Consider the following 19,039-nt stretch of genomic DNA (forward strand, 5'->3'; position numbering starts at 1 on the left):
AGGAGGAAACAATTATGTTTAAAATCGCTTGTTACGGAGTTCGACCAAATGAAGTACCTTTCTTTCAATCACTAAATAAATACAACTATGAATTAACTTTAGTAGAAGAATTACTAACTCACCAAAATATTCAAACGGCTCAACATCATGATGCTGTTTTATTAAGAGGAAATTGTATTGCGGACCGTCAAAATTTAAGTAAAATGGCCGAATATGGCATAAAATATGTCTTCACAAGAACTGTCGGCTTTAATCATATTGACTTAGAAGCTGCTGCTGAATACAAAATGGAAGTTGCTCGCGTTCCTTCATACTCACCAAATGCAATTGCAGAGCTTTCTTTAACACTAGCAATGATGTTGTTACGCAATACTGCTTACACAACAAACAGAACTTCTTTTAAAAATTTCATCGTTGATAGCCAAATGTTCAGTCGTGAAATCCGTAACTGTACCGTTGGAGTAATTGGAACAGGTAAAATTGGTTTAACTGAAGCTAAATTATTTAAAGGCTTAGGCGCTAAAGTTATTGGCTATGACGTTTTCGAATCTGACGCAGCCAAAGAAGTACTTGAATTTAAAAGCTTAGATGCTCTTTTAGCAGAAAGTGACATTGTTAGTATCCATGTTCCTTACTTCCCTGGAAAAAATGACAAAATGATTAATGCAGAATTCTTATCTAAAATGAAAGAAGACGCTATTTTAATCAATACTGCTCGTGGTGAATTACAAGACAACGAAGCCATCCTTGAAGCTTTAGAAACCAATCAAATTGGTGCCTTTGGGACAGATGTTTTTGCAAACGAAAAAGATTTATTCTTCAAGAAATTTTCACCTTGGCAAGCATTACCAGATCCAACTGTCCAAAAATTAGTTGATCTATACCCAAGAGTTTTAGTAACACCTCATATTGGTTCAAATACGGATGAAGCCTTAGCGAATATGGTCGAAACCAGCTTCGAGAATTTCAATGAAATTCTAACTACCGGAAAAACTGCTAATGCTGTTGAATTACCAGTCTTAGCTTAAATTAAATAAACAGAAAAAAAGTGCTCCTACCATCATGTGTAGAGCACTTTTTTTCTGCTTATTAAACTTCTGAAATTGGTTCTGATAATAACAGACTACCCTGAATTCCATAATAATTGACAACCATTTTAGAAATATCTGTTGCCCAGTATGCAATACCAGCTTCTCCAGCTAATTCAGTAAACTGTTCAAAAGTGATTTCACCAGCTTGTGCACGCTTGACAGCCTGCTTGATTTTTTCAGCAGATTCAATGGGTACTACTGGTTTGGGAATACCGTTAAATTGAATGTCAATTGAACTATCTTCATCATAGTAGCGATACATGCCCGCAGCGACCCTGTACTCATAATGAGAGACTCCAATTTCTTTAAAATTTTTAATTAATTCTGCAAATCCACCTGCATTCGTTTCATTATTAATTATTTTTTCAATTTCCTGATAATCCAATCCCACAATCTGACCTCCATTAGCCCTATTAATTTTTCAAATACTTTTCAATCTCATTTTGATGGGTGTCTCTTAACGAATACAGTGTCAAAGGTCGTCCAATTTCTAAATATTCCATTTCCTCATGCAAAATCTGAATATCTACCAGAAATAATAAATACTTCTTAGTTGAAATGCGTGACAAACCAATCTCTCCGGCTAATTGCTCCGTTGAAAAACTACCTTTTATTTTCTGAATCTGACGATAAACCTTCTTTAAAGTTAACTTAGACAAACCCTTAGGTAAATCCTCGACTTTTCCCGAACTAACAGGAGCTGTTGGTATCGTTCCGCTATTAAAGTATTTATCCAGTTGGCTCTGATCAGTTGACTGTAACTCTTGCATTACATCAGTTAATTTTTCAAATTTCTCAAAAGCTAGTTTAAAACGCTCAAAGGTAAATGGCTTGATTAAGTAATCTACCACACCATAATAAATAGCTTCCTTGACTGTCGAAACATCATTCGCCGCAGTAATTAGAATAACAGCAACGTTTATTTTTTTATCATGTAGCTCTGCCAAAAATTCGATCCCTGTCATACCTGGTAAATAGACATCCAGTAGTAGCAAATCGACTGATTCTTCAGCAAGTAATTCACGTGCATCTGGTATATTCCGTACATTTCCAACAATATGAACATCCGCAATTTTTTCTATAAACTGTTGATTCAGCATGGCAACCATTGGGTCATCTTCAATAATTAAAACGTTTGTCATGTTGCTTCCTCCATTTCATATGGGAGTTCAATATAAAAGGTTGTCCCTTGGTTTTGTTGACTTTTAACCTCAATAAAACCTTGATGATTCGTGACAATCGTTTGAATCAAATTCAATCCATAACCACGATGCTCTCCTTTAGTTGAGAAGCCTCGCTCAAACATTTTCGCCTGAATATCTGCAGCTATTCCCTGACCAGAATCTGTAACTTTGATGATCAAAATCTGACCCTCAAGATCATAACTGACTAACAAAGTTACGCGCTTATCAAGAGTATGAGCAACTGCCTCTTTTGCATTATCTAATAAATTACCCATAATTTGCAATAACAAGTGGATGCTCTCTCCTGTTTTTAATTCTGGTAAAAAGGACTGCTCCTCTAAAATGATTTCAACCCCTTGTTCTTTCGCTTCATTAATTTTGCCTAACAAGAAACCTGCAATCGCCGGAACTTTTATTTTCTCCGTAATATAACCAACTTCTTCTTGATAATCATTATTCAACTGTCTAATAAAGCTTGTTACTTCCGAATATTTTTCTAACTCTATCAACCCTAAAATGACATGCATTTTATTCATAAATTCATGGGTCTGAGCCCGCATTGAATCAATGTATTGTTCCGTTCCACTCAACTCATGAATTAAATTTTGCATTTCAGATTGATCCCTAAAAGTCGCTACTGCACCCGCAAAATCTCCCTCGATAAAAATCGGGGCTACACTAGCAATAACTTCTATCCCACTCAAATATAAGGCTTGGTCTTTCAGTTTTTCTTTTGTTTCAAAAACTTGCTCAAACAAAACTGAATATAAAACTTCGTCTAAATGGACACCTAATTTAATTTCTTGTTGAATATCAGATTGAGCAAACATTTTAATCGCTTCACGATTCACCAAAACAATTTCTTGATTGCTAGAAATTGCTAAAATACCTTCACTGACTTCATTCTCAATAATTTCTTTTTCACTTAATCGAGTAGCAATTTCACTAGGCTCTAAACCAAATAAAATTGATTTAATTTTTTGTGCTAAGAAAATAGCTCCAATAACACCAACAATTAGACCCAAACCTAATCCTACTAAAATCTTCCACTGTGCATCACTGACATCACGATTAATGGTATCCATCGTTAATCCCACACAAACAACACCAATCACCTCTCCACTACTATTAAATACCGGAGTAAAATAACGATAGCCATCGCCTAGAACACCTATTTGCTCGGAATAATGACTTTTACCAGAGAGCGCTTTTTTAGCATCTTTAACATTTGAGAATGTTTCACCAATCACTGTTTCATCGGGATGGGATAAACGAATCATATTCGTGTCTAACACTACAACAAAATCTACATTTGTCGTATCAACAACCATTTGTGCATAATTTTGGACCTCATCTTGCTCGACCAAACCTAGCAAGCCATCTTTAACAATACTACTTTCCGCTGCTAAATTAGCTATATTGGCAATCTTTTCTTTTGTATTTTCAAATTCCTTAGCAATAACATAATTTCGAATTAAAACAGCTGAAACCACTAAGGACACTAATGTTGCCGCCGTTACAACCACAATAATAGTGGACTGCAAAGATAATTTTTTTCGCTTTGGGACATTTACTAGCCCTTTTTTTATTTTAGTTTTCATATTTATAGGAGTCCCCTTTTATTTTCTTTCTTCAATATACCCAATAAAACCTTATTTAGCAACCTTTTAAGCACAAAAACAAGTAAACAGAAACTCTTGACCTGATACGCGTTTCACAAGTTACACTAGTAAAAACAAGAGAGGATGATGGAAATGAATACAATTATCGAGATTACAGATAAGATTGGTCTAGATTATTATTTTGTAACCTTAACACTCAATCATGATAAATTGGAAATCAAAAATACACACTCTAAAATCAAAAAAATCCAGCGAGAGTTGCCAATTGCTGAAATAGAAAAAGTTACCTTAACCCAAAGATTTGGAGCTAAAACCCTAAATTTCCACTATAAAAACGAATTTTTTTCAATTGTTGATTGTGGTACAAGTATCGTTCCTTTTCTAGAGGCCGTTTTTATAAATAAAATAGTCTAAATAGAAAGAAAGGGTTTACAGTTATTTTTTAAAATGCTACGCTATAACTAGATTGTTTTTACAAATTTTTCCGAAATCTTCATCAAAAAGAAAAACAAACGCTTTCTATAGAGATGCGTTAATAAAATAGAAATGGGTGATTTAAATGGTCAAACGATTACTAAGTAGTAGTGCAAGTGATGTTGCTAAAATGAGTTCATCTGAATTAAAGCAAGCGATTCTAGCTTCTGAAGGACGTACAATTTGTTCCGAAAACGTTGTAATGGCACCGCCAGTTGCAGGGGATATTACCAACGCTGAAGTGGCTAGCGCTTATGGAGCCGATTTAATTTTGCTAAATGCATTTGATTGCTTAAATCCGATTATTTTAGGACTACCAGGCTTTTCTAATTTCAACGAGATTGTTGCTGCAATGCAAGATACCAGTAAAAACACGCGGAATCCCGTTGCAGAAGTCAAAAAATTAGTTGGTAGACCCGTTGGCGTAAATTTAGAACCTGTTGATCTAGAAGCTGATATGGCCGAAGATTTGTTAATCATTTCTGAAGGCCGAATTTGTTCAGAAGCAACTTTAAAACGCGCTGATGAACTGGGCTTTGATTTTATTTGCCTAACAGGAAACCCTGGTACCGGTGTAACAAATCGTCAAATTGCCAAAGCTGTGATACTAGCTAAAAAACACTTCTCTGGTTTGGTTATTGCTGGGAAAATGCATGGCGCGGGAGTTGCTGAGCCTGTAGCATCGACAGAAGCGATTCACGAATTTATTGAAGCTGGAGCAGATATTATTTTGCTACCTGCAGTTGGAACTGTTCCTGGATTCACCGATAGCGAATTGATTGAAGCTGTTAAATACGCTAAATCTAAAGGCGCTTTAACCATGTCTGCAATTGGAACTAGCCAAGAAAGTGCAGATAAAGAAACCATTAAACAAATTGCGATTCGCAATAAAGTTGCTGGTGTTGATATTCAACATATTGGCGATGCTGGTTACGGTGGTTTAGCACCTGCTGAAAATATCTATGCTATGTCGCTCGCTATTCGTGGTATGCGTCACACAATGAACCGAATTTCACGATCAATTAATCGTTAACTAATTTATAATCTAGTTTACTTGTATCACGAATTCATTCTTATTCTAATTAAAAAAACTCAATTCAAGTTAAGTATGTTTACCCTACTTTGTCTGAATTGAGTTTTTAATTTTTACTTTAACATAGAATTAAAGAAATCTTTCACTTATATAATTTTGTAACTGGCCTCGTTAATCAATATAACTCCTGACAATTTTTCTTGAGCTGGATAATTAGCTCTATAGTTCACAAAAAACCACCTTATCGAGGATTAATAACTTTAATTTTATAATAATTGTCCTCGAATCATGATCTTTGTATTATATGATAAAAAAACCTTTCACATAGTCTTCAATTTGTGTATCATCAAAATGCTTCATTATATTTAAAGCTTCATCCATCATGAATTTTCCTGTTGATTCGTCCCCAATCAACATATAATAACGTCCTTTGATATAATATAAAATACTCTTTTCCCACAAAAAATCATCTGTCAAAACTTTTTCAATCGCCTCCATAAAAAAGTGAGCATCTTCTAAAAAACCATATTTCAAACACTTTAAAATTGTATTTAAAATGGCCTTAATCACAATTTTCTTCAACTCAATATTTTCTGTATATATTTCTAATTTACCCAATAATTCTTTAGAAAATAACAATACAATCTGTATATTTAGTTTTTCAATTGCATGACTATACAACAAAAGTTCATATTGAGTCCAATCTTCAATAGAAAATAAGTAATCGCTCAATTCAGTCAAATAAGCTTGAGGAACTTCTTCCTCTTCCTCTAAGCTATCTAATAATATATAAATAACGATATAGTTCAGTTTATTTTTTTTGTCTCCACTCAATTTAAATTCTTTCATTTCATCTGTCATTTTTTCTTTCAATTTACAAACATCTTTATTTTTGTAATAATATTTAATAATACTAAAGAACATTTTTACAGGGTTGTCTTGATAACCATTTAACATTAATTCAAATTCATCAAAGCCTATATTAAGTTTATCTAAAATCTTGAAAAATTTATCAATTGTTAACATCGTTTCACCGCGCTCAAACTTAGATAACAACGAATAAGACATAATTCCCTCAGAAATTTCCTCTAGACTCTGTCTTTTGTCTAATCTAATTTTTCTGATTAACTCACCGTATACTTCATGCCCATCATTTTGCAATTTTGTACTCATAACTTAACCTCACTTTGTAATATATTAAAGAATATATATATACGGTCCTGATAAAGACTATAATATAATTACAGAGTGAGAATTCAACTATATCCGACTTAACTATATCTGAAAAAAGCACTCGATTCAATACAATAAATAACTCCTTATTTAAAATTTCAAGCTTAGATGATGTTTAAAGTATGAGCTCCTTTTCTTTTTAACTAAATAATTTACTCTTTAGTGTATCTAACATTTTTTCAAACGGTTACTTAAAAATAAGAAATCAGTCCAAAACAGACTTCTTTCAGAAAGATATATGGCGTAAACTTTCTTGCCATAAAAAGACTTTTTTCTTAAAAAATCTATTCACAAAAACTATCCCCAATAAAAATATTTTTAACTTCTGTTTCAGCTTATTACCATTTTTAAAAACTATTTTAGGAAAGGAAAATGTATATTAACATGAATATACAAGGTAAGTTATGGGAATTATTGACAACTGCTTCAACGATCGATATATTTACTCCATTGTATTTATATCTCTAGATACTCAGTACAGGCACCAACGCTTGATTTCATTGACTGATGATTGGGATAAAAGTGTAATAGAAAATTTTTTTACAGAAACTTTTAATCATTCCGTTGTTGTTGAATCAATTGATTTTTATGATACTGCGTGGTCAATAAAAAATAAATGAAAACTTCAAGTTTAACTAAAAAAATTAGAAGCTATAAAAATTTATAGCTTCTAATTTTTAACTCTTAATTCTTTTATTTAATGGGGGAGTTTATGTATAGAAACTTATATTCTATGCTAGCTTAATTCGTTTTTAGTACGGTTCTACAATTAAATAATAATATCGATATCCACGGGCATCTCTATACCCAAATAAAAACGCGGACCTTCTATAACTCAAATCCCCCAAAAATAGACCTATCAATTAACCTTAAGGTCTTTGATAGGTCTACATTAAATTTATTCATTCACTTTTATTATTGCGCACTTTAATGATGGTACATAAATAAACATAAATTACTTAATTAGTCGTTCAGGCATCATTTGCTCTAAAAATCCCCAGACACCATTTCCAATGATTAATTCTTCTTGATCATAGTGTGAAAGTGTTCTTCTGATTAAATGTTCTTGACCATTTATAATTTTGTTCGTCCAATGAGGATCTATTAAAAGAGCACGACCTACAGCAACAAATTCTGAATACAATAAAGTTTCATTTACATCCGCTAAAGTTTGAATATTTCCAACACCTATTAAAGGTACTCTATTATTAATTTTTTCATGAACATGAGCGAGTATTGTTTTTTCTACAAACGAATGGTTTAACGAAATGCGATCATATTGATTAAGAGAAATATGCAAATAATCAAGTGATTTCTCAGAAAGTTTATCTACTAGATAGAGCGTATCAGAAAATGAAATACCAGGTACTTCGTATTCTTCAGGAGAGAATCGATACCCAACAATGAACCCTTGAATGCCAGATTGATCAACGACATCTGTCACCCCATTTACAAGTTCATTAATAAAATTAAACCTTTTTTCAAGTGTTCCTCCCCATTTGTCTTCTCTACGGTTTGAATGTGGCGAAAAGAATTGTTGAATCAAATACGTATTTGCACCATGTATTTCAACTCCATCAAATCCTGCTTGAATAGCACGCTTAGTAGCATTTTTAAAAGATTCTATTATTTCCAAAATTTCTATTTCAGTTAATTCTTTAGGTACCTCAGCACCCTCACGCTCAGCAGCAATAGCACTAGCTGAAACAACTTGTTCTCCTCTGAGAACCTTGGAATCCGTCATTCTACCACCATGAAAAATTTGTAAAATTGCTTTTGTACCGTTTTGTTTAATCGTTGCAGCTAACTTACTCAAACCAGGAATGAATTTGTCATCATATACGCCCAATTCTCCTTCCCAGCCTTTACCATTAGCTTGTACATTAGCCGCAGCAGTAATAATTGCTCCTACTTCACCCGTTCTTAATCCATAGTAATTAAGTTCATCTGTTGTAATAACCCCATCAAAAAAACTCATTTTAGTTGTCATAGGTGCCATTACGATTCGATTTTTTATTTCTAATCCTCGTTTAAATTTGAATGTTTCTGTTAAAGTAGTCATTAATTTTCTCCCTTGATAGTGTTATATAGTTTTAATTGCTTCCTTAATTGGGGATGTTCCCTCATGCATTTTTATAACTTTTTTAATTGTATTGGGATAGTCCAATATAGTGACTAAAACATCTACTACATCTTCTATAGAGTTGCTTCCAAGATCTGTTACATTCACATCTATTTTACCAGTTCCTAAATCTTCTGTTAATGCTCCTGGTTGTAGAATAGTGTAATCTAAATTAGTATTGTGAACGAGCCAATGATCTGAAAAGAATTTTGCAATATTATAGTCTTCCAGATTTTTTAACAATGATTCATTCCAACGATTAGGTTCTAAAGCAAAAATGGAGCTTAAGTGTATAAATCTTTTAGTACCATTTGACTCAGCTGCTTGCATAACTTTAACGGCACCAAATAAGTCAGATTGAAGTAAATCTTTTCCTTTAGAACCCGCTACAAAATAGATCACATCCATACCTTTTAAGGGTTCAATTAATTCCTCTTGGCTTGAATGTAAATCAATATAAGTTGGAATAATATTTTCATGCCCAGAATCTTTTTCAATATGCCTTGTACCTGCATAAACTTGATGACCCATTTTTGCAAGAATAGAAGCTAATTTAGTTCCAACACGTCCACTTGCACCTACAATAAAAATTTTCATAATTAATCTTCCTCCTTCTTTAAAATGCTTGCGCATGCATGTATATAACTGTAAGAAAGTTAATTGAGAAATTTTCTTACGATAGAATCTACTATCTTCTGACTACTTTTAAGTTTTAGAAATCCACTTTTTGTTATACCGATATATATTCCACGTCTATCCGTCATACAACAATGGCGTTCAATCAGACTACAATTTTTATTTTCCATGCGAGAAATCATACGAGACATTGCACTTTGGCTAAGTCCAATTTCCAATTGTAAATCATTTAGCCGCATTTCTTTTTCTTCAGATATGTTAAGAAAGTACAATACATAATATTCATTTAAGGTGATATTACTTTCTTCTATTAACCTAGTTTCTAATAGTTCTAAATTTTTTTTTTGTTCTCTTGTACGATTTAGCCATTCTTGTGTTAAATTAGACATCTTAATTCCTCCAAAAATGAAACCACAATTAGTAGTTCGTTATGATCAATATGCATGCATCTGCATTTATGTTATCATAATTTACTATCTACATCAATCACAAACTCTTTATACAGGTATATACAGGCAACCATTTAGCAAGTACATAATTAATTGGTAAATACTCCCTACATTTTCAAAACAATTCAGTATTTTTTTTAATCTCTTCTTCAAGATTAATTTCTACTACTATAGATTTCGTTATATGTCTTGAGAAGATATGTAACAGAGGTGCTAAACCTATGGATGATACTAGACTCCATGATTTTAGACATTCTCATGTCGCTTATATTATTGATAAGGGAGAAGAACCCGTTCTTATAAAAGAACCGACTAGGACATGCTTCAATAACTACCACAATAGACACATATGGGCATGTATACACAAATAAACAACAAGAAACGAGTGATAAATTTGATACCGATTTTTAGGTTTTCTGCAATCTCAAATTTTTTCCAAAAAAAATAAGCATATCAATAAACCTCTAAGTCCTTGATATGCCTACAATTTAGTTAATGGGTTGTGGGGGGATCGAACCCACGACCCGCAGATTAAGAGTCTGCTGCTCTACCAACTGAGCTAACAACCCATGCATGAATAAAAACTCATTACAGGAATTAGTTTACCACTTATGGGTTGATTATGCAATAAAATATTGAACGCTATCATTATTTCTAACGAATGGTAAAATAAATTTTCCAATTAAAAAAACTAGCAGAACAAACTATTCTACTAGCCTCTTATCAAAAAGTTACTGCTATTTTACAGCCTTACGCACACTATTCGCTACAATATCTGCTACACCCGGTGTAAATACATCTGGCATAATGTAATCTGGCGCTAATTGTTCATCCGTTACGACACTTGCAATCCCTTGAGCCGCCGCAATCTGCATCTCAATTGTGATATCACTCGCGCGAGCATCCAATGCTCCACGGAAAATCCCAGGAAAAGCCAATACATTATTAATTTGATTAGGAAAATCGCTCCGGCCTGTCCCAACGATATAGGCGCCTCCAGCTTTCGCTTCATCTGGGAAAATCTCAGGAGTTGGATTTGCCATTGCAAAAACCATTGCTTTGTCATTCATATGACGAACCCATTCTTGTTTTAAGGCCCCCGGAGCTGATACACCAACGAAAACATCTGCTCCTTTTAAGGCTTCTTCTAAACTCCCTGTCCGGTGTTCTAAATTGGTGATTTTTGCCATCTCAGCATGATGCGTCGGTAAATTTTCATCCGTTGCCGAGATAATTCCAGTCTTATCAACAATCATTAAATTTTTTACTCCAGCAGCCAAAAACATCTTACTAATCGCAATTCCTGCTGCTCCACCACCATTAATAACTGCATGAATCTCATCGATTTTCTTCCCTGTCAAACGTAAACCATTATAAAGTGCAGCTAAAACAATAATCGCTGTTCCATGCTGATCATCATGGAAAACGGGAATATCTAATTGCTCTTTTAAACGACGCTCAATTTCAAAACAGCGTGGTGCGCTAATATCTTCTAAATTAATCCCACCAAAAGAAGGCGAAATGGCTACAATATGAGAAATAATTTCTTCTACATCTTGAGTTGCTAAAGAAATAGGAACGGCATTTACATTTCCAAACCGTTTGAACAAGGCTGCTTTCCCTTCCATTACCGGAATAGCAGCTTCAGGTCCGATATTTCCTAAACCTAAAACAGCTGAGCCATCTGTCACAACCGCAACCATATTGCGTTTAGTCGTATAATCAAATACTTTTTCTGGATTTTCAGCAATAGCTGTACAAACAGCTGCCACACCTGGAGTATACGCGATACTCAAATCTTCCATTGTTTCAATCGGAACTGTTGGAACCACTTCTAATTTTCCGCCTTTTTCTTTACTAATCGCTAATGCTTTTGCTTTTACATCTGTCATCTTCTACACTCTCGCTCTCCATTTATCATTTTTTATGATTATTTCTAATTTCTAAAAGAAAAATCGCATCAAAGCTGTCATTGAAATAACGGTTATCGCTCCGCCTAAACGTGTCGCAACTTGGGCAAAAGGCATTAAGTTCATGCGATTAGAGGCTGATAAAATAGCTACATCCCCAGTTCCACCCATTCCACTTTGACAAGCAGTTATAATTGCTGCTTCAATTGGATACATGTTCATTTTACCACCAACAAAGTAACCTGTTAAGACTACCGTTAAAACAACTGAAATCACAACAACAAAATATTGCCAAGATAACATACCCACAACATCCTTCAAAGGGATATATAACATTCCTAAACCAACCATTAGTGGGAATGTAAAGTTAGCAGAAACAAATTTGTATAATTGTTTTGAACCTTTTTCAATATCTCCTGGTAATATACTTAAATATTTAAGCAAAGCTGCCACCAAAATCATTAAAACTGGGCCTGGGAAACCTGTGAATTTTTGCAATAAACCACCAGCTATAAATAAAGTACACGCTACTAAAACACCTGCACCCATTAATTTAACATCTAATGGACTCTTATCTTCCTTCATCGCGTCAGCCATATCATCATCATCCGCATTTAATTTTACTAATTGCCCTTGCCCACATTTATCTGGTTTCTTTTCACCCAAACGGTTTAAAAAACCTGAACTAATAATCGCAAAGAAATTTCCAATAATTGTCGCTGGAATCAATTGACCCACAAGTTGTTCACTGGGAATCCCCGTAATAGCGCTATATCCTAAAGAAAGAGGTAAAATACCTTCACCAATCCCTCCTGAGATAACTGGGGTCACAATGTAAAATAATGTATGCTCAAAACCTAAACCTAGTAACGTTCCAATTGCAGTACCTACTACTAATGCTAAAATCATACCACAAGCCATCGGAATTATCATGCGCATTAACCCCTGAACTAAGATTTTGCGATGCATTCCTAGAATACTCCCACAAACTAAGCAGGCAATATAAAAGTAAAGAAAATTAGCCTGTTTCATTAACATATCCGTTGCTTCCAATGTATTCGTATTAAAAAAATTGAAAAAAACGAGTATAGATGGAATCATCAATGAAAAAATGGCTGCTCCTCCAAAGTTTTTTAATCCAGGAATACTGCCACCAATTCCACCTAATAACCAACCTAAACTTAAAATAATAGCAAAACCACCAAGCATATTAACGGGTAACTCCTCAAAATAGGCAGATAATAAAATGACAAATGCCATTCCCAAGTAGGCGGGTAGAGGTATGGCTCCCACCTTTGCTGTCTTGATTTTTTCTATCCATGTTTTTGGAACTTCACTAACTTTTTTTACCTCTTCGTTTGCAACTCTCATCATCTTCCTCCTTTTATATAAAGCGCTTTCTTTAACTGCTTTTAGTATAAAGTTTGTGAAGAAAGATAAATAGATTATTTAACTAATTTAAGTGTTGTTTAATTACTTTAAATTGAAAGCGTTAAACCAAGCTATGTTATAATAAAATCAGAACTTATATTTGCATTTATTCCTTATAAAAACGGCACTTTTCTCTATATTAATTCGAAGGAGTTTCACAAATAATGAAGACACCGCGAAAAGGTCAGCGACTTTGGATGAAATTAACTCTAATGGTTTTAATGACAGTTATCGTCACCTTAATTACGTCATATATCTTACTCAATCAACAAATTACTAAATCTGTTAAAAAAAATGAAGAAATCCATTTACTTAAAGTGGCCCGAACTATCTCAGAATATCCTCTTGTTCATCAATCCTTAGAGCAAAAAAAGACTTCTTCTGAGTTACAAGAATACGCCAATCAAATGAAAACAAATTATGATTTAGATTTTGTTGTCGTTATGACAATGGATCATATTCGGCTGACACACCCTGATCCAACTAAAATTAATCAAGCTTTCCAAGGTGGCGATGAAGAATCAGCTTTAAAAGGTGTAGAATCTACCTCAATTGCAGAAGGAACTTTAGGCCCATCTCTAAGAGCTTTTGTACCTGTTTTTTCTACTGACAATACTGAAATTGGGGTCATTGCTTTAGGTGTAAAAACAGCAACAATTAAATTGATTTCACAAGAAACAATGAAACCTCTCACCCTTAGCTTAATTATCGCCTTTAGCTTTGGATTAGGTGCAGCGATTTTCACAGCTTATACCTTAAAGAAACAAATGTATGATTTAGAACCAAAAGAAATTGCCCGTTTATTAGAAGAACGAAACGCTATGCTAGATTATACGAAAGATGCCATTGTCGTGACAGATAAAGAAAATACAATTAGTTTAGCTAACTTTGAAGCTCAGAGAATATTTAGCTTAATTTCTGAAAAAGAAATCATCGTTGGTAGCTCAATTCAAGATTTTTTACCCAACACTACAGCAATCTCTGATGAATCTATTGATAAACTCTATCATACAAATGGACTTGATTATCTAGTTTCAAGTGCTCCTATTATTGTTCGAAAAAAAATTATCGGTCAGATTTTCATCATCCGTGATGCCACTGAATTACATTTATTAACAGATCGTCTATTTAATACAACAGCTTACGCCACAACCTTACAAGCACAATCTCATAATTTTTTAAATAAGCTACATGTCATTTATGGACTAACCGATTTGGAAGACTATGAGCAACTGATGGAATATTTAGAAAAAATTCTTGAGCCAGAGCAAGAATTTGCTCAGCGTATGGTTTATCTCGTGCATAATCCTGTCATTGCTGGTTTTTTAATTGGGGAGCGCAGTAAGTTTTCTGAAAAAAACAGCCCATTTATGATTGAAGTCTACCCGGATATCCCAGTTACCGACCAACAAAATGCAGCTCACTACTGGATGAGTTTAATTAGAGTCTTGAACCAGTTTATCTTAGAACATGAATTGGCTGAAAAATTACAAATTCGCTTCGGTTTTTGGAATCAACACTTGCAAACAACTTATGAACTAGAGTTAGATACGCTGCTTCAATCCAACCTTCTAAATGAAATTGAAGGGGCTTATTTCAAAAAAATATTGTTGAGGGCTAATGGTCAGATGAACATTGAGAAAAATAAAAATTGGCTGAAAATCACATTTAGTATTGCCTATTCGGAGGAGTTGTTATAATTATGTTTCGTGTTTTAATTGTGGAGGATGATCCAATGGTGCTATCTATTAATCAACGCTACCTACAAAAAATACCGAATTTTATGGTCGCGGGTACGGCGGATAGTTACGAACACGCTATTCAGTTAACGAGTCAATATTTCTATGATCTAATTTTAGTTGATATTCATTTAAAAAGTGGAAATGGATTGGACTTATTAAAGACTTGGCGTAAGCGTGAGTATCCGGCTGAAATTATTATGATTACGGCTGCGAGTCAGCAAGAAGCGCTTCGTATTAGTAAGCATTATGGGGTAACGGATTATATCTTAAAACCGTTTCAATTTAAGCGCTTTAAGCAGAGTATCGAATTATTTCAGCAAAATCAGCTACTTCTGTCGTCAAATTCCGTGCTGACACAAAAAGAAATTGATTCTCTTCATCATTCTGACCCTTTAAGTATTTCTGAAATAGAGATGGAAAATAAATTAGAAAAAGGCTTAACTCAAACAACTTTAGACTTAATTGTCAGCTTGATTCAGCAACAAAAAGCTGGATTTACTGTTTCAGATATTACCCAAGCCACGGAACTTTCCCATGTTTCTGTTCGAAAATACTTACATTATTTGGAAAGTACGCAGCAAATAGAAATGCGTTTAGAATATGGAACTGTAGGGCGACCAACGAGTGTCTACTATTTAATAGAAAATTTTGATAAATAAAAAAAGTATGACTAAATGTAAAAATTTAGTCATACTTTTTTAAGTTAAATTTGTGCCCAAACACTTTCTAAAACGTTGGTTTGATTACGATCAGGACCAACAGAGAATGTTGAGATACGAACGCCAACTAGTTCAGAAACACGGTGCACATAGTTACGAGCATTTTGCGGCAAGTCTTCTAACGTACGGCAACCAGTGATATCTTCACTCCAACCTGGCAATTCTTCGTAAATTGGTGTACATTCTGCCAATTCTTTCAAGCTTGCTGGATAATGGAAAATTTTCTCACCATTTCGCTCATAAGATGTACAAATTTTAACAGTTTCTAAACCGCTTAGGACATCAATTGAGTTTAGAGATAAGTTTGTAATTCCAGATACACGTTTTGCATGGCGCATAACTACAGTATCAAACCAACCAACACGACGTGGGCGACCTGTTGTTGTACCGTATTCTTTACCAACTTCGCGAATTTGATTTCCAACTTCATCAAATAATTCAGTTGGGAAAGGACCATCTCCAACACGACTAGTATAAGCCTTACACACACCAACAACTTTATCGATTTTAGATGGGCCAACACCACTACCGATAGTCACTCCACCAGCGACAGGGTTTGATGACGTTACAAATGGATACGTACCTTGATCGATATCTAACATCACGCCTTGAGCGCCTTCAAATAAAACACGTTTACCAGCATCTAATGCATCATTTAAGATAACTGAAGTATCGCAGACATATTGTTTTAATTCTTGGCCATATTGATAATATTCTTCGAAAATATCGTCAAATTTAAGTTCTGTAGAATCAAACATTTTAACAAATTGGCGATTTTTTTCTTCTAAGTTAATGCGTAAACGTTCTTCGAAAATTTCTTTATCTAATAGATCAGCGATTCGAATTCCTACACGAGCGGCTTTGTCCATATAAGCTGGACCAATCCCTTTAATAGTTGTTCCAATTTTTTGATCACCTTTGGAATCCTCTTGTAATTGATCTAATTTAATATGATATGGTAAAATCACATGTGCACGATCAGAAATTCGTAAATTATCCGTATTGATTTCTTTATCTTTCAAATAAGCCAATTCAGTAATTAATGATTTTGGATTTACAACTACACCATTTCCGATAACACTGATTTTTTCTTTATAGAAAATACCAGATGGAATTAAATGCAATTTGTACGTTACGCCATCAAATTTGATTGTGTGACCGGCATTGTCGCCACCTTGATAACGCGCAATCACTTCTGCGTTTTCACTTAAAAAATCTGTAATCTTGCCTTTTCCTTCATCGCCCCATTGTGTACCCACAACTACTACTGAAGACATATGAACACCTCATTAATTTTTTTTAGTATCAATAACAAATACCATCTAATTTTAGCAGTTTATCTAATGGGTTTCAACTTAAAAACGAATATTTCTTTTTTTTATCATAATTTTTTCATAAATTCACGAACATTATTTTATTTATCATTTTTTTAAAGGTAAAAACACGAACATTGAAATCTGTTTCTCAAAAAAAGCCTTTCTTCTTAATTTCAGAAGAAAAGCTTTTGATATCCTTTTACATCGGTTCTGGTCGGTACGAAATCGAAGTAAATTTATTGTATTCTTTCACAAATAACAATTTAACTGTCCCACGAGCACCACTCCGGTTTTTTTCGATAATAACTTCTATAATGTTATCTTCCCCAGCTTCATCACGGTCACTATCGCGGTCATCATCATCCCCGTCTTCTCCACGATCATAATAATCATCACGATAAAGAAAAGCAACTATATCCGCATCTTGCTCAATCGAACCTGATTCACGAATATCACTCATTACAGGACGTTTATCTTGGCGTTGCTCAACACCCCGTGATAACTGAGACAGTGCAATCACAGGTACTTTTAATTCCTTAGCTAATTTCTTTAATTGGCGCGATATTTCTGATACTTCTTGTTGACGACTTTCTTTTCCGCTACCTTCAATTAATTGTAAATAATCAATTAAAATTAGGCCAATTCCGCCTTTTTCTTGCGCTAAACGTCGACATTTTGCTCGAATTTCAGCAATTCGAATCCCAGCTGTATCATCAATATAGATACTAGCTTTAGATAAGCTCCCCATTGCCACAATTAGATTTTGCCATTCTTCTTCGTTCAAATTCCCAGTTCGTAAATGACTCGCATCAATATTGCCTTCCGCACAAAGCATCCGGTTAACCAATGATTCGGCACCCATTTCCAGACTGAAGATTGCTACGGTTTCATCTGTTTTTGTTCCAATATTCTGAGCAATATTCAAAGCAAATGCCGTTTTACCAACCGCTGGACGAGCGGCAAGAATAATTAATTCTTCTTTTTGCAAACCCGCAGTCATTTGGTCTAATGCTTGATAACCAGTTGGCAAACCCGTTATCTCTTCATCATTTTGATACAACTGATCTATTTTTGCTATCGAACTATTAAGCACGTCCGAAATCGCTAAAAAACCGTTGCTATTTCGTCTTTCTGAGACTTCAAGAATACTACGCTCAGCTTGATCTAAAATCGCGCTTAACTCTTCTCCTTCTTCAAATCCTTGTGTCACAATATCTGTTGCAGTATGAATTAATTTTCGTAAAATAGATTTTCCTTCAATAATTTTAGCATAATGTTCCATATTCGCAGCTGTTGGAACAGCTACAGCCAATTCAGCCAAATAAGACATACCACCCACGTCTTCTAATTGATTTTGGCTTTCTAAGTTATTCATCACTGTTACAATATCTATTGCTTCATTACGGTCGTTTAAATCCAACATAGTTTGGAAAATTAATTGATGCCCACGACGATAAAAATCTTGTGGCTCTAAGAACTCTAATGCGCCTACAACCGTTTCCGGATCAAGAAAAATAGCACCTAAAACGGCTTGCTCGGCCTCAATACTTTGAGGGGGTAATCGATCTTGAAAAGCTTCATTTGCCAATTTTTATCTTCCTTTCATAAGCTCATTTCCATCCGCTGGAACGTCTTGTCTGAATTTCTTTCAGTTCTACTATTTTACCGCAAATATTCCCTTTATACAATCATTCAATTATTAGAGAGTCGATTAAAATCTACAAAAAAAGAACTCCCTCTAAGAGTTCTTTTACCAAGACTTATTTCCTTCCACTTACTATGTAAATCAACCTTATTCATCCACACAGCTACAACTCGTTGTAAAATAGTTTCCTTTATAATAAAAACCTTCCTCAGAAAAATCAATTGCGAGATATTTTTTAACAGGCGGAAACTCTTCCACTAACATTATTTTAATCTCATCTTCGCTATGTCCGCTTGGTACAATCATTGTTCTAGAATAGACTTCATTATTAAAACCTAAAAATTCTACATTGACTATCTCGACATCTGTCCAATTATCTTCAATTTTCATTTTTCCTCCTCCTCGTTGAAACTAGTGAGAGCTTTCGTTTAA

At 34.2% G+C, this 19,039-nt stretch carries 17 protein-coding genes, 1 tRNA gene and 1 pseudogene; 6 read left to right on the top strand and 13 right to left on the bottom strand.

Annotated elements, in window-relative coordinates:
* Nucleotides 1-14: 14 nt before the first annotated feature.
* Nucleotides 15-1,028 (top strand): 2-hydroxyacid dehydrogenase, encoded by a 1,014-nt coding sequence (locus tag BR77_RS10635; protein ID WP_015075117.1) that lies wholly within the window; start codon nt 15-17, stop codon nt 1,026-1,028.
* Between the two features lie 61 nt (nt 1,029-1,089).
* On the opposite strand, the gene BR77_RS10640 is transcribed toward BR77_RS10635, so the two are convergent.
* From BR77_RS10640 to BR77_RS10650, 3 genes are read right to left on the bottom strand one after another with little or no spacing between them, the layout of a single operon-like run.
* Entirely contained in the window at nt 1,090-1,482 is a 393-nt protein-coding gene (locus BR77_RS10640; protein WP_010052417.1) for a DUF1398 family protein, read from the bottom strand.
* A 22-nt stretch (nt 1,483-1,504) separates the two neighbouring features.
* Nucleotides 1,505-2,233 carry a response regulator gene (locus BR77_RS10645; protein ID WP_035064901.1) on the bottom strand — a complete coding sequence of 243 codons (729 nt, stop codon included), beginning with the start codon at nt 2,231-2,233 and terminating at the stop codon, nt 1,505-1,507.
* Nucleotides 2,230-3,876 (bottom strand): ATP-binding protein, encoded by a 1,647-nt coding sequence (locus tag BR77_RS10650; protein WP_035064903.1) that lies wholly within the window; start codon nt 3,874-3,876, stop codon nt 2,230-2,232. The genes BR77_RS10645 and BR77_RS10650 overlap by 4 nt, the downstream gene beginning before the upstream one ends.
* A 153-nt stretch (nt 3,877-4,029) precedes the next feature.
* Between BR77_RS10650 and BR77_RS10655 the strand changes: the two genes are divergently transcribed.
* Nucleotides 4,030-4,311, top strand: coding sequence for a hypothetical protein (locus BR77_RS10655; protein WP_035066120.1), 282 nt, complete (start codon nt 4,030-4,032; stop codon nt 4,309-4,311).
* Nucleotides 4,312-4,456: 145 nt separating this feature from the next.
* Entirely contained in the window at nt 4,457-5,404 is a 948-nt protein-coding gene (locus BR77_RS10660; RefSeq protein ID WP_015075113.1) for a DUF7916 family protein, read from the top strand.
* Nucleotides 5,405-5,704: 300 nt separating this feature from the next.
* Here BR77_RS10660 and BR77_RS10665 read toward each other — a convergent pair whose 3' ends face one another.
* The 4 genes from BR77_RS10665 to BR77_RS10680 form a co-directional block, all read right to left on the bottom strand.
* The gene (locus tag BR77_RS10665) at nt 5,705-6,577 is read right to left on the bottom strand and encodes an Rgg/GadR/MutR family transcriptional regulator (protein ID WP_010052407.1); all 873 of its coding nucleotides are present in this window, start codon (nt 6,575-6,577) and stop codon (nt 5,705-5,707) included.
* Between the two features lie 1,015 nt (nt 6,578-7,592).
* The gene (locus BR77_RS10670; protein WP_035064906.1) at nt 7,593-8,699 is read right to left on the bottom strand and encodes an NADH-dependent flavin oxidoreductase; all 1,107 of its coding nucleotides are present in this window, start codon (nt 8,697-8,699) and stop codon (nt 7,593-7,595) included.
* A gap of 21 nt (nt 8,700-8,720) precedes the next feature.
* Nucleotides 8,721-9,356, bottom strand: coding sequence for an NAD(P)H-binding protein (locus BR77_RS10675; RefSeq protein WP_010052405.1), 636 nt, complete (start codon nt 9,354-9,356; stop codon nt 8,721-8,723).
* A 59-nt stretch (nt 9,357-9,415) separates the two neighbouring features.
* The gene (locus tag BR77_RS10680; protein ID WP_010052404.1) at nt 9,416-9,784 is read right to left on the bottom strand and encodes a MarR family winged helix-turn-helix transcriptional regulator; all 369 of its coding nucleotides are present in this window, start codon (nt 9,782-9,784) and stop codon (nt 9,416-9,418) included.
* Between the two features lie 293 nt (nt 9,785-10,077).
* On the opposite strand from BR77_RS10680, the pseudogene BR77_RS19475 reads away from it, so the two are divergent.
* Nucleotides 10,078-10,255, top strand: a pseudogene (locus BR77_RS19475) (tyrosine-type recombinase/integrase); the annotation flags it as partial.
* An 85-nt stretch (nt 10,256-10,340) separates the two neighbouring features.
* On the opposite strand, the gene BR77_RS10685 reads toward BR77_RS19475, so the two are convergent.
* From BR77_RS10685 to BR77_RS10695, 3 genes are all read right to left on the bottom strand, one after another.
* Nucleotides 10,341-10,413, bottom strand: a tRNA-Lys gene (locus tag BR77_RS10685).
* Between the two features lie 168 nt (nt 10,414-10,581).
* Nucleotides 10,582-11,736, bottom strand: coding sequence for an NAD(P)-dependent malic enzyme (locus BR77_RS10690; protein WP_035064908.1), 1,155 nt, complete (start codon nt 11,734-11,736; stop codon nt 10,582-10,584).
* Between the two features lie 51 nt (nt 11,737-11,787).
* The gene (locus BR77_RS10695; RefSeq protein WP_035064910.1) at nt 11,788-13,125 is read right to left on the bottom strand and encodes a 2-hydroxycarboxylate transporter family protein; all 1,338 of its coding nucleotides are present in this window, start codon (nt 13,123-13,125) and stop codon (nt 11,788-11,790) included.
* 224 nt (nt 13,126-13,349) lie between these two features.
* Here BR77_RS10695 and BR77_RS10700 point away from each other — a divergent pair, with 224 nt between their 5' ends.
* Nucleotides 13,350-14,885: a Spo0B domain-containing protein gene (locus BR77_RS10700; RefSeq protein ID WP_035064912.1), complete on the top strand. Its 1,536-nt coding sequence runs from the start codon at nt 13,350-13,352 to the stop codon at nt 14,883-14,885.
* Between the two features lie 2 nt (nt 14,886-14,887).
* Entirely contained in the window at nt 14,888-15,586 is a 699-nt protein-coding gene (locus BR77_RS10705) for a response regulator (RefSeq protein ID WP_010052382.1), read from the top strand.
* 44 nt (nt 15,587-15,630) lie between these two features.
* On the opposite strand, the gene BR77_RS10710 is transcribed toward BR77_RS10705, so the two are convergent.
* From BR77_RS10710 to BR77_RS10720, 3 genes are all read right to left on the bottom strand, one after another.
* The gene (locus BR77_RS10710) at nt 15,631-16,923 is read right to left on the bottom strand and encodes an adenylosuccinate synthase (RefSeq protein WP_010052381.1); all 1,293 of its coding nucleotides are present in this window, start codon (nt 16,921-16,923) and stop codon (nt 15,631-15,633) included.
* A gap of 238 nt (nt 16,924-17,161) precedes the next feature.
* Nucleotides 17,162-18,550 (bottom strand): replicative DNA helicase, encoded by a 1,389-nt coding sequence (gene dnaB, locus BR77_RS10715; protein WP_010052379.1) that lies wholly within the window; start codon nt 18,548-18,550, stop codon nt 17,162-17,164.
* A 204-nt stretch (nt 18,551-18,754) separates the two neighbouring features.
* Entirely contained in the window at nt 18,755-18,997 is a 243-nt protein-coding gene (locus tag BR77_RS10720; protein ID WP_010052377.1) for a hypothetical protein, read from the bottom strand.
* Between the last annotated feature and the right edge of the window lie 42 nt (nt 18,998-19,039).

Source organism: Carnobacterium maltaromaticum DSM 20342, assembly GCF_000744945.1.
Lineage (GTDB): Bacteria > Bacillota > Bacilli > Lactobacillales > Carnobacteriaceae > Carnobacterium > Carnobacterium maltaromaticum.

Coding starts and splice junctions, on each gene's coding strand:
- BR77_RS10690 (WP_035064908.1), bottom strand. CDS start 11,736: ATGACAGATGTAAAAGCAAAAGCATTAGCGATTAGTAAAGAAAAAGGC.
- BR77_RS10720 (WP_010052377.1), bottom strand. CDS start 18,997: ATGAAAATTGAAGATAATTGGACAGATGTCGAGATAGTCAATGTAGAA.
- BR77_RS10675 (WP_010052405.1), bottom strand. CDS start 9,356: ATGAAAATTTTTATTGTAGGTGCAAGTGGACGTGTTGGAACTAAATTA.
- BR77_RS10670 (WP_035064906.1), bottom strand. CDS start 8,699: ATGACTACTTTAACAGAAACATTCAAATTTAAACGAGGATTAGAAATA.
- BR77_RS10695 (WP_035064910.1), bottom strand. CDS start 13,125: ATGAGAGTTGCAAACGAAGAGGTAAAAAAAGTTAGTGAAGTTCCAAAA.
- BR77_RS10705 (WP_010052382.1), top strand. CDS start 14,888: ATGTTTCGTGTTTTAATTGTGGAGGATGATCCAATGGTGCTATCTATT.
- BR77_RS10700 (WP_035064912.1), top strand. CDS start 13,350: ATGAAGACACCGCGAAAAGGTCAGCGACTTTGGATGAAATTAACTCTA.
- BR77_RS10655 (WP_035066120.1), top strand. CDS start 4,030: ATGAATACAATTATCGAGATTACAGATAAGATTGGTCTAGATTATTAT.
- BR77_RS10650 (WP_035064903.1), bottom strand. CDS start 3,876: ATGAAAACTAAAATAAAAAAAGGGCTAGTAAATGTCCCAAAGCGAAAA.
- BR77_RS10680 (WP_010052404.1), bottom strand. CDS start 9,784: ATGTCTAATTTAACACAAGAATGGCTAAATCGTACAAGAGAACAAAAA.
- BR77_RS10645 (WP_035064901.1), bottom strand. CDS start 2,233: ATGACAAACGTTTTAATTATTGAAGATGACCCAATGGTTGCCATGCTG.
- BR77_RS10665 (WP_010052407.1), bottom strand. CDS start 6,577: ATGAGTACAAAATTGCAAAATGATGGGCATGAAGTATACGGTGAGTTA.
- BR77_RS10660 (WP_015075113.1), top strand. CDS start 4,457: ATGGTCAAACGATTACTAAGTAGTAGTGCAAGTGATGTTGCTAAAATG.
- BR77_RS10635 (WP_015075117.1), top strand. CDS start 15: ATGTTTAAAATCGCTTGTTACGGAGTTCGACCAAATGAAGTACCTTTC.
- BR77_RS10710 (WP_010052381.1), bottom strand. CDS start 16,923: ATGTCTTCAGTAGTAGTTGTGGGTACACAATGGGGCGATGAAGGAAAA.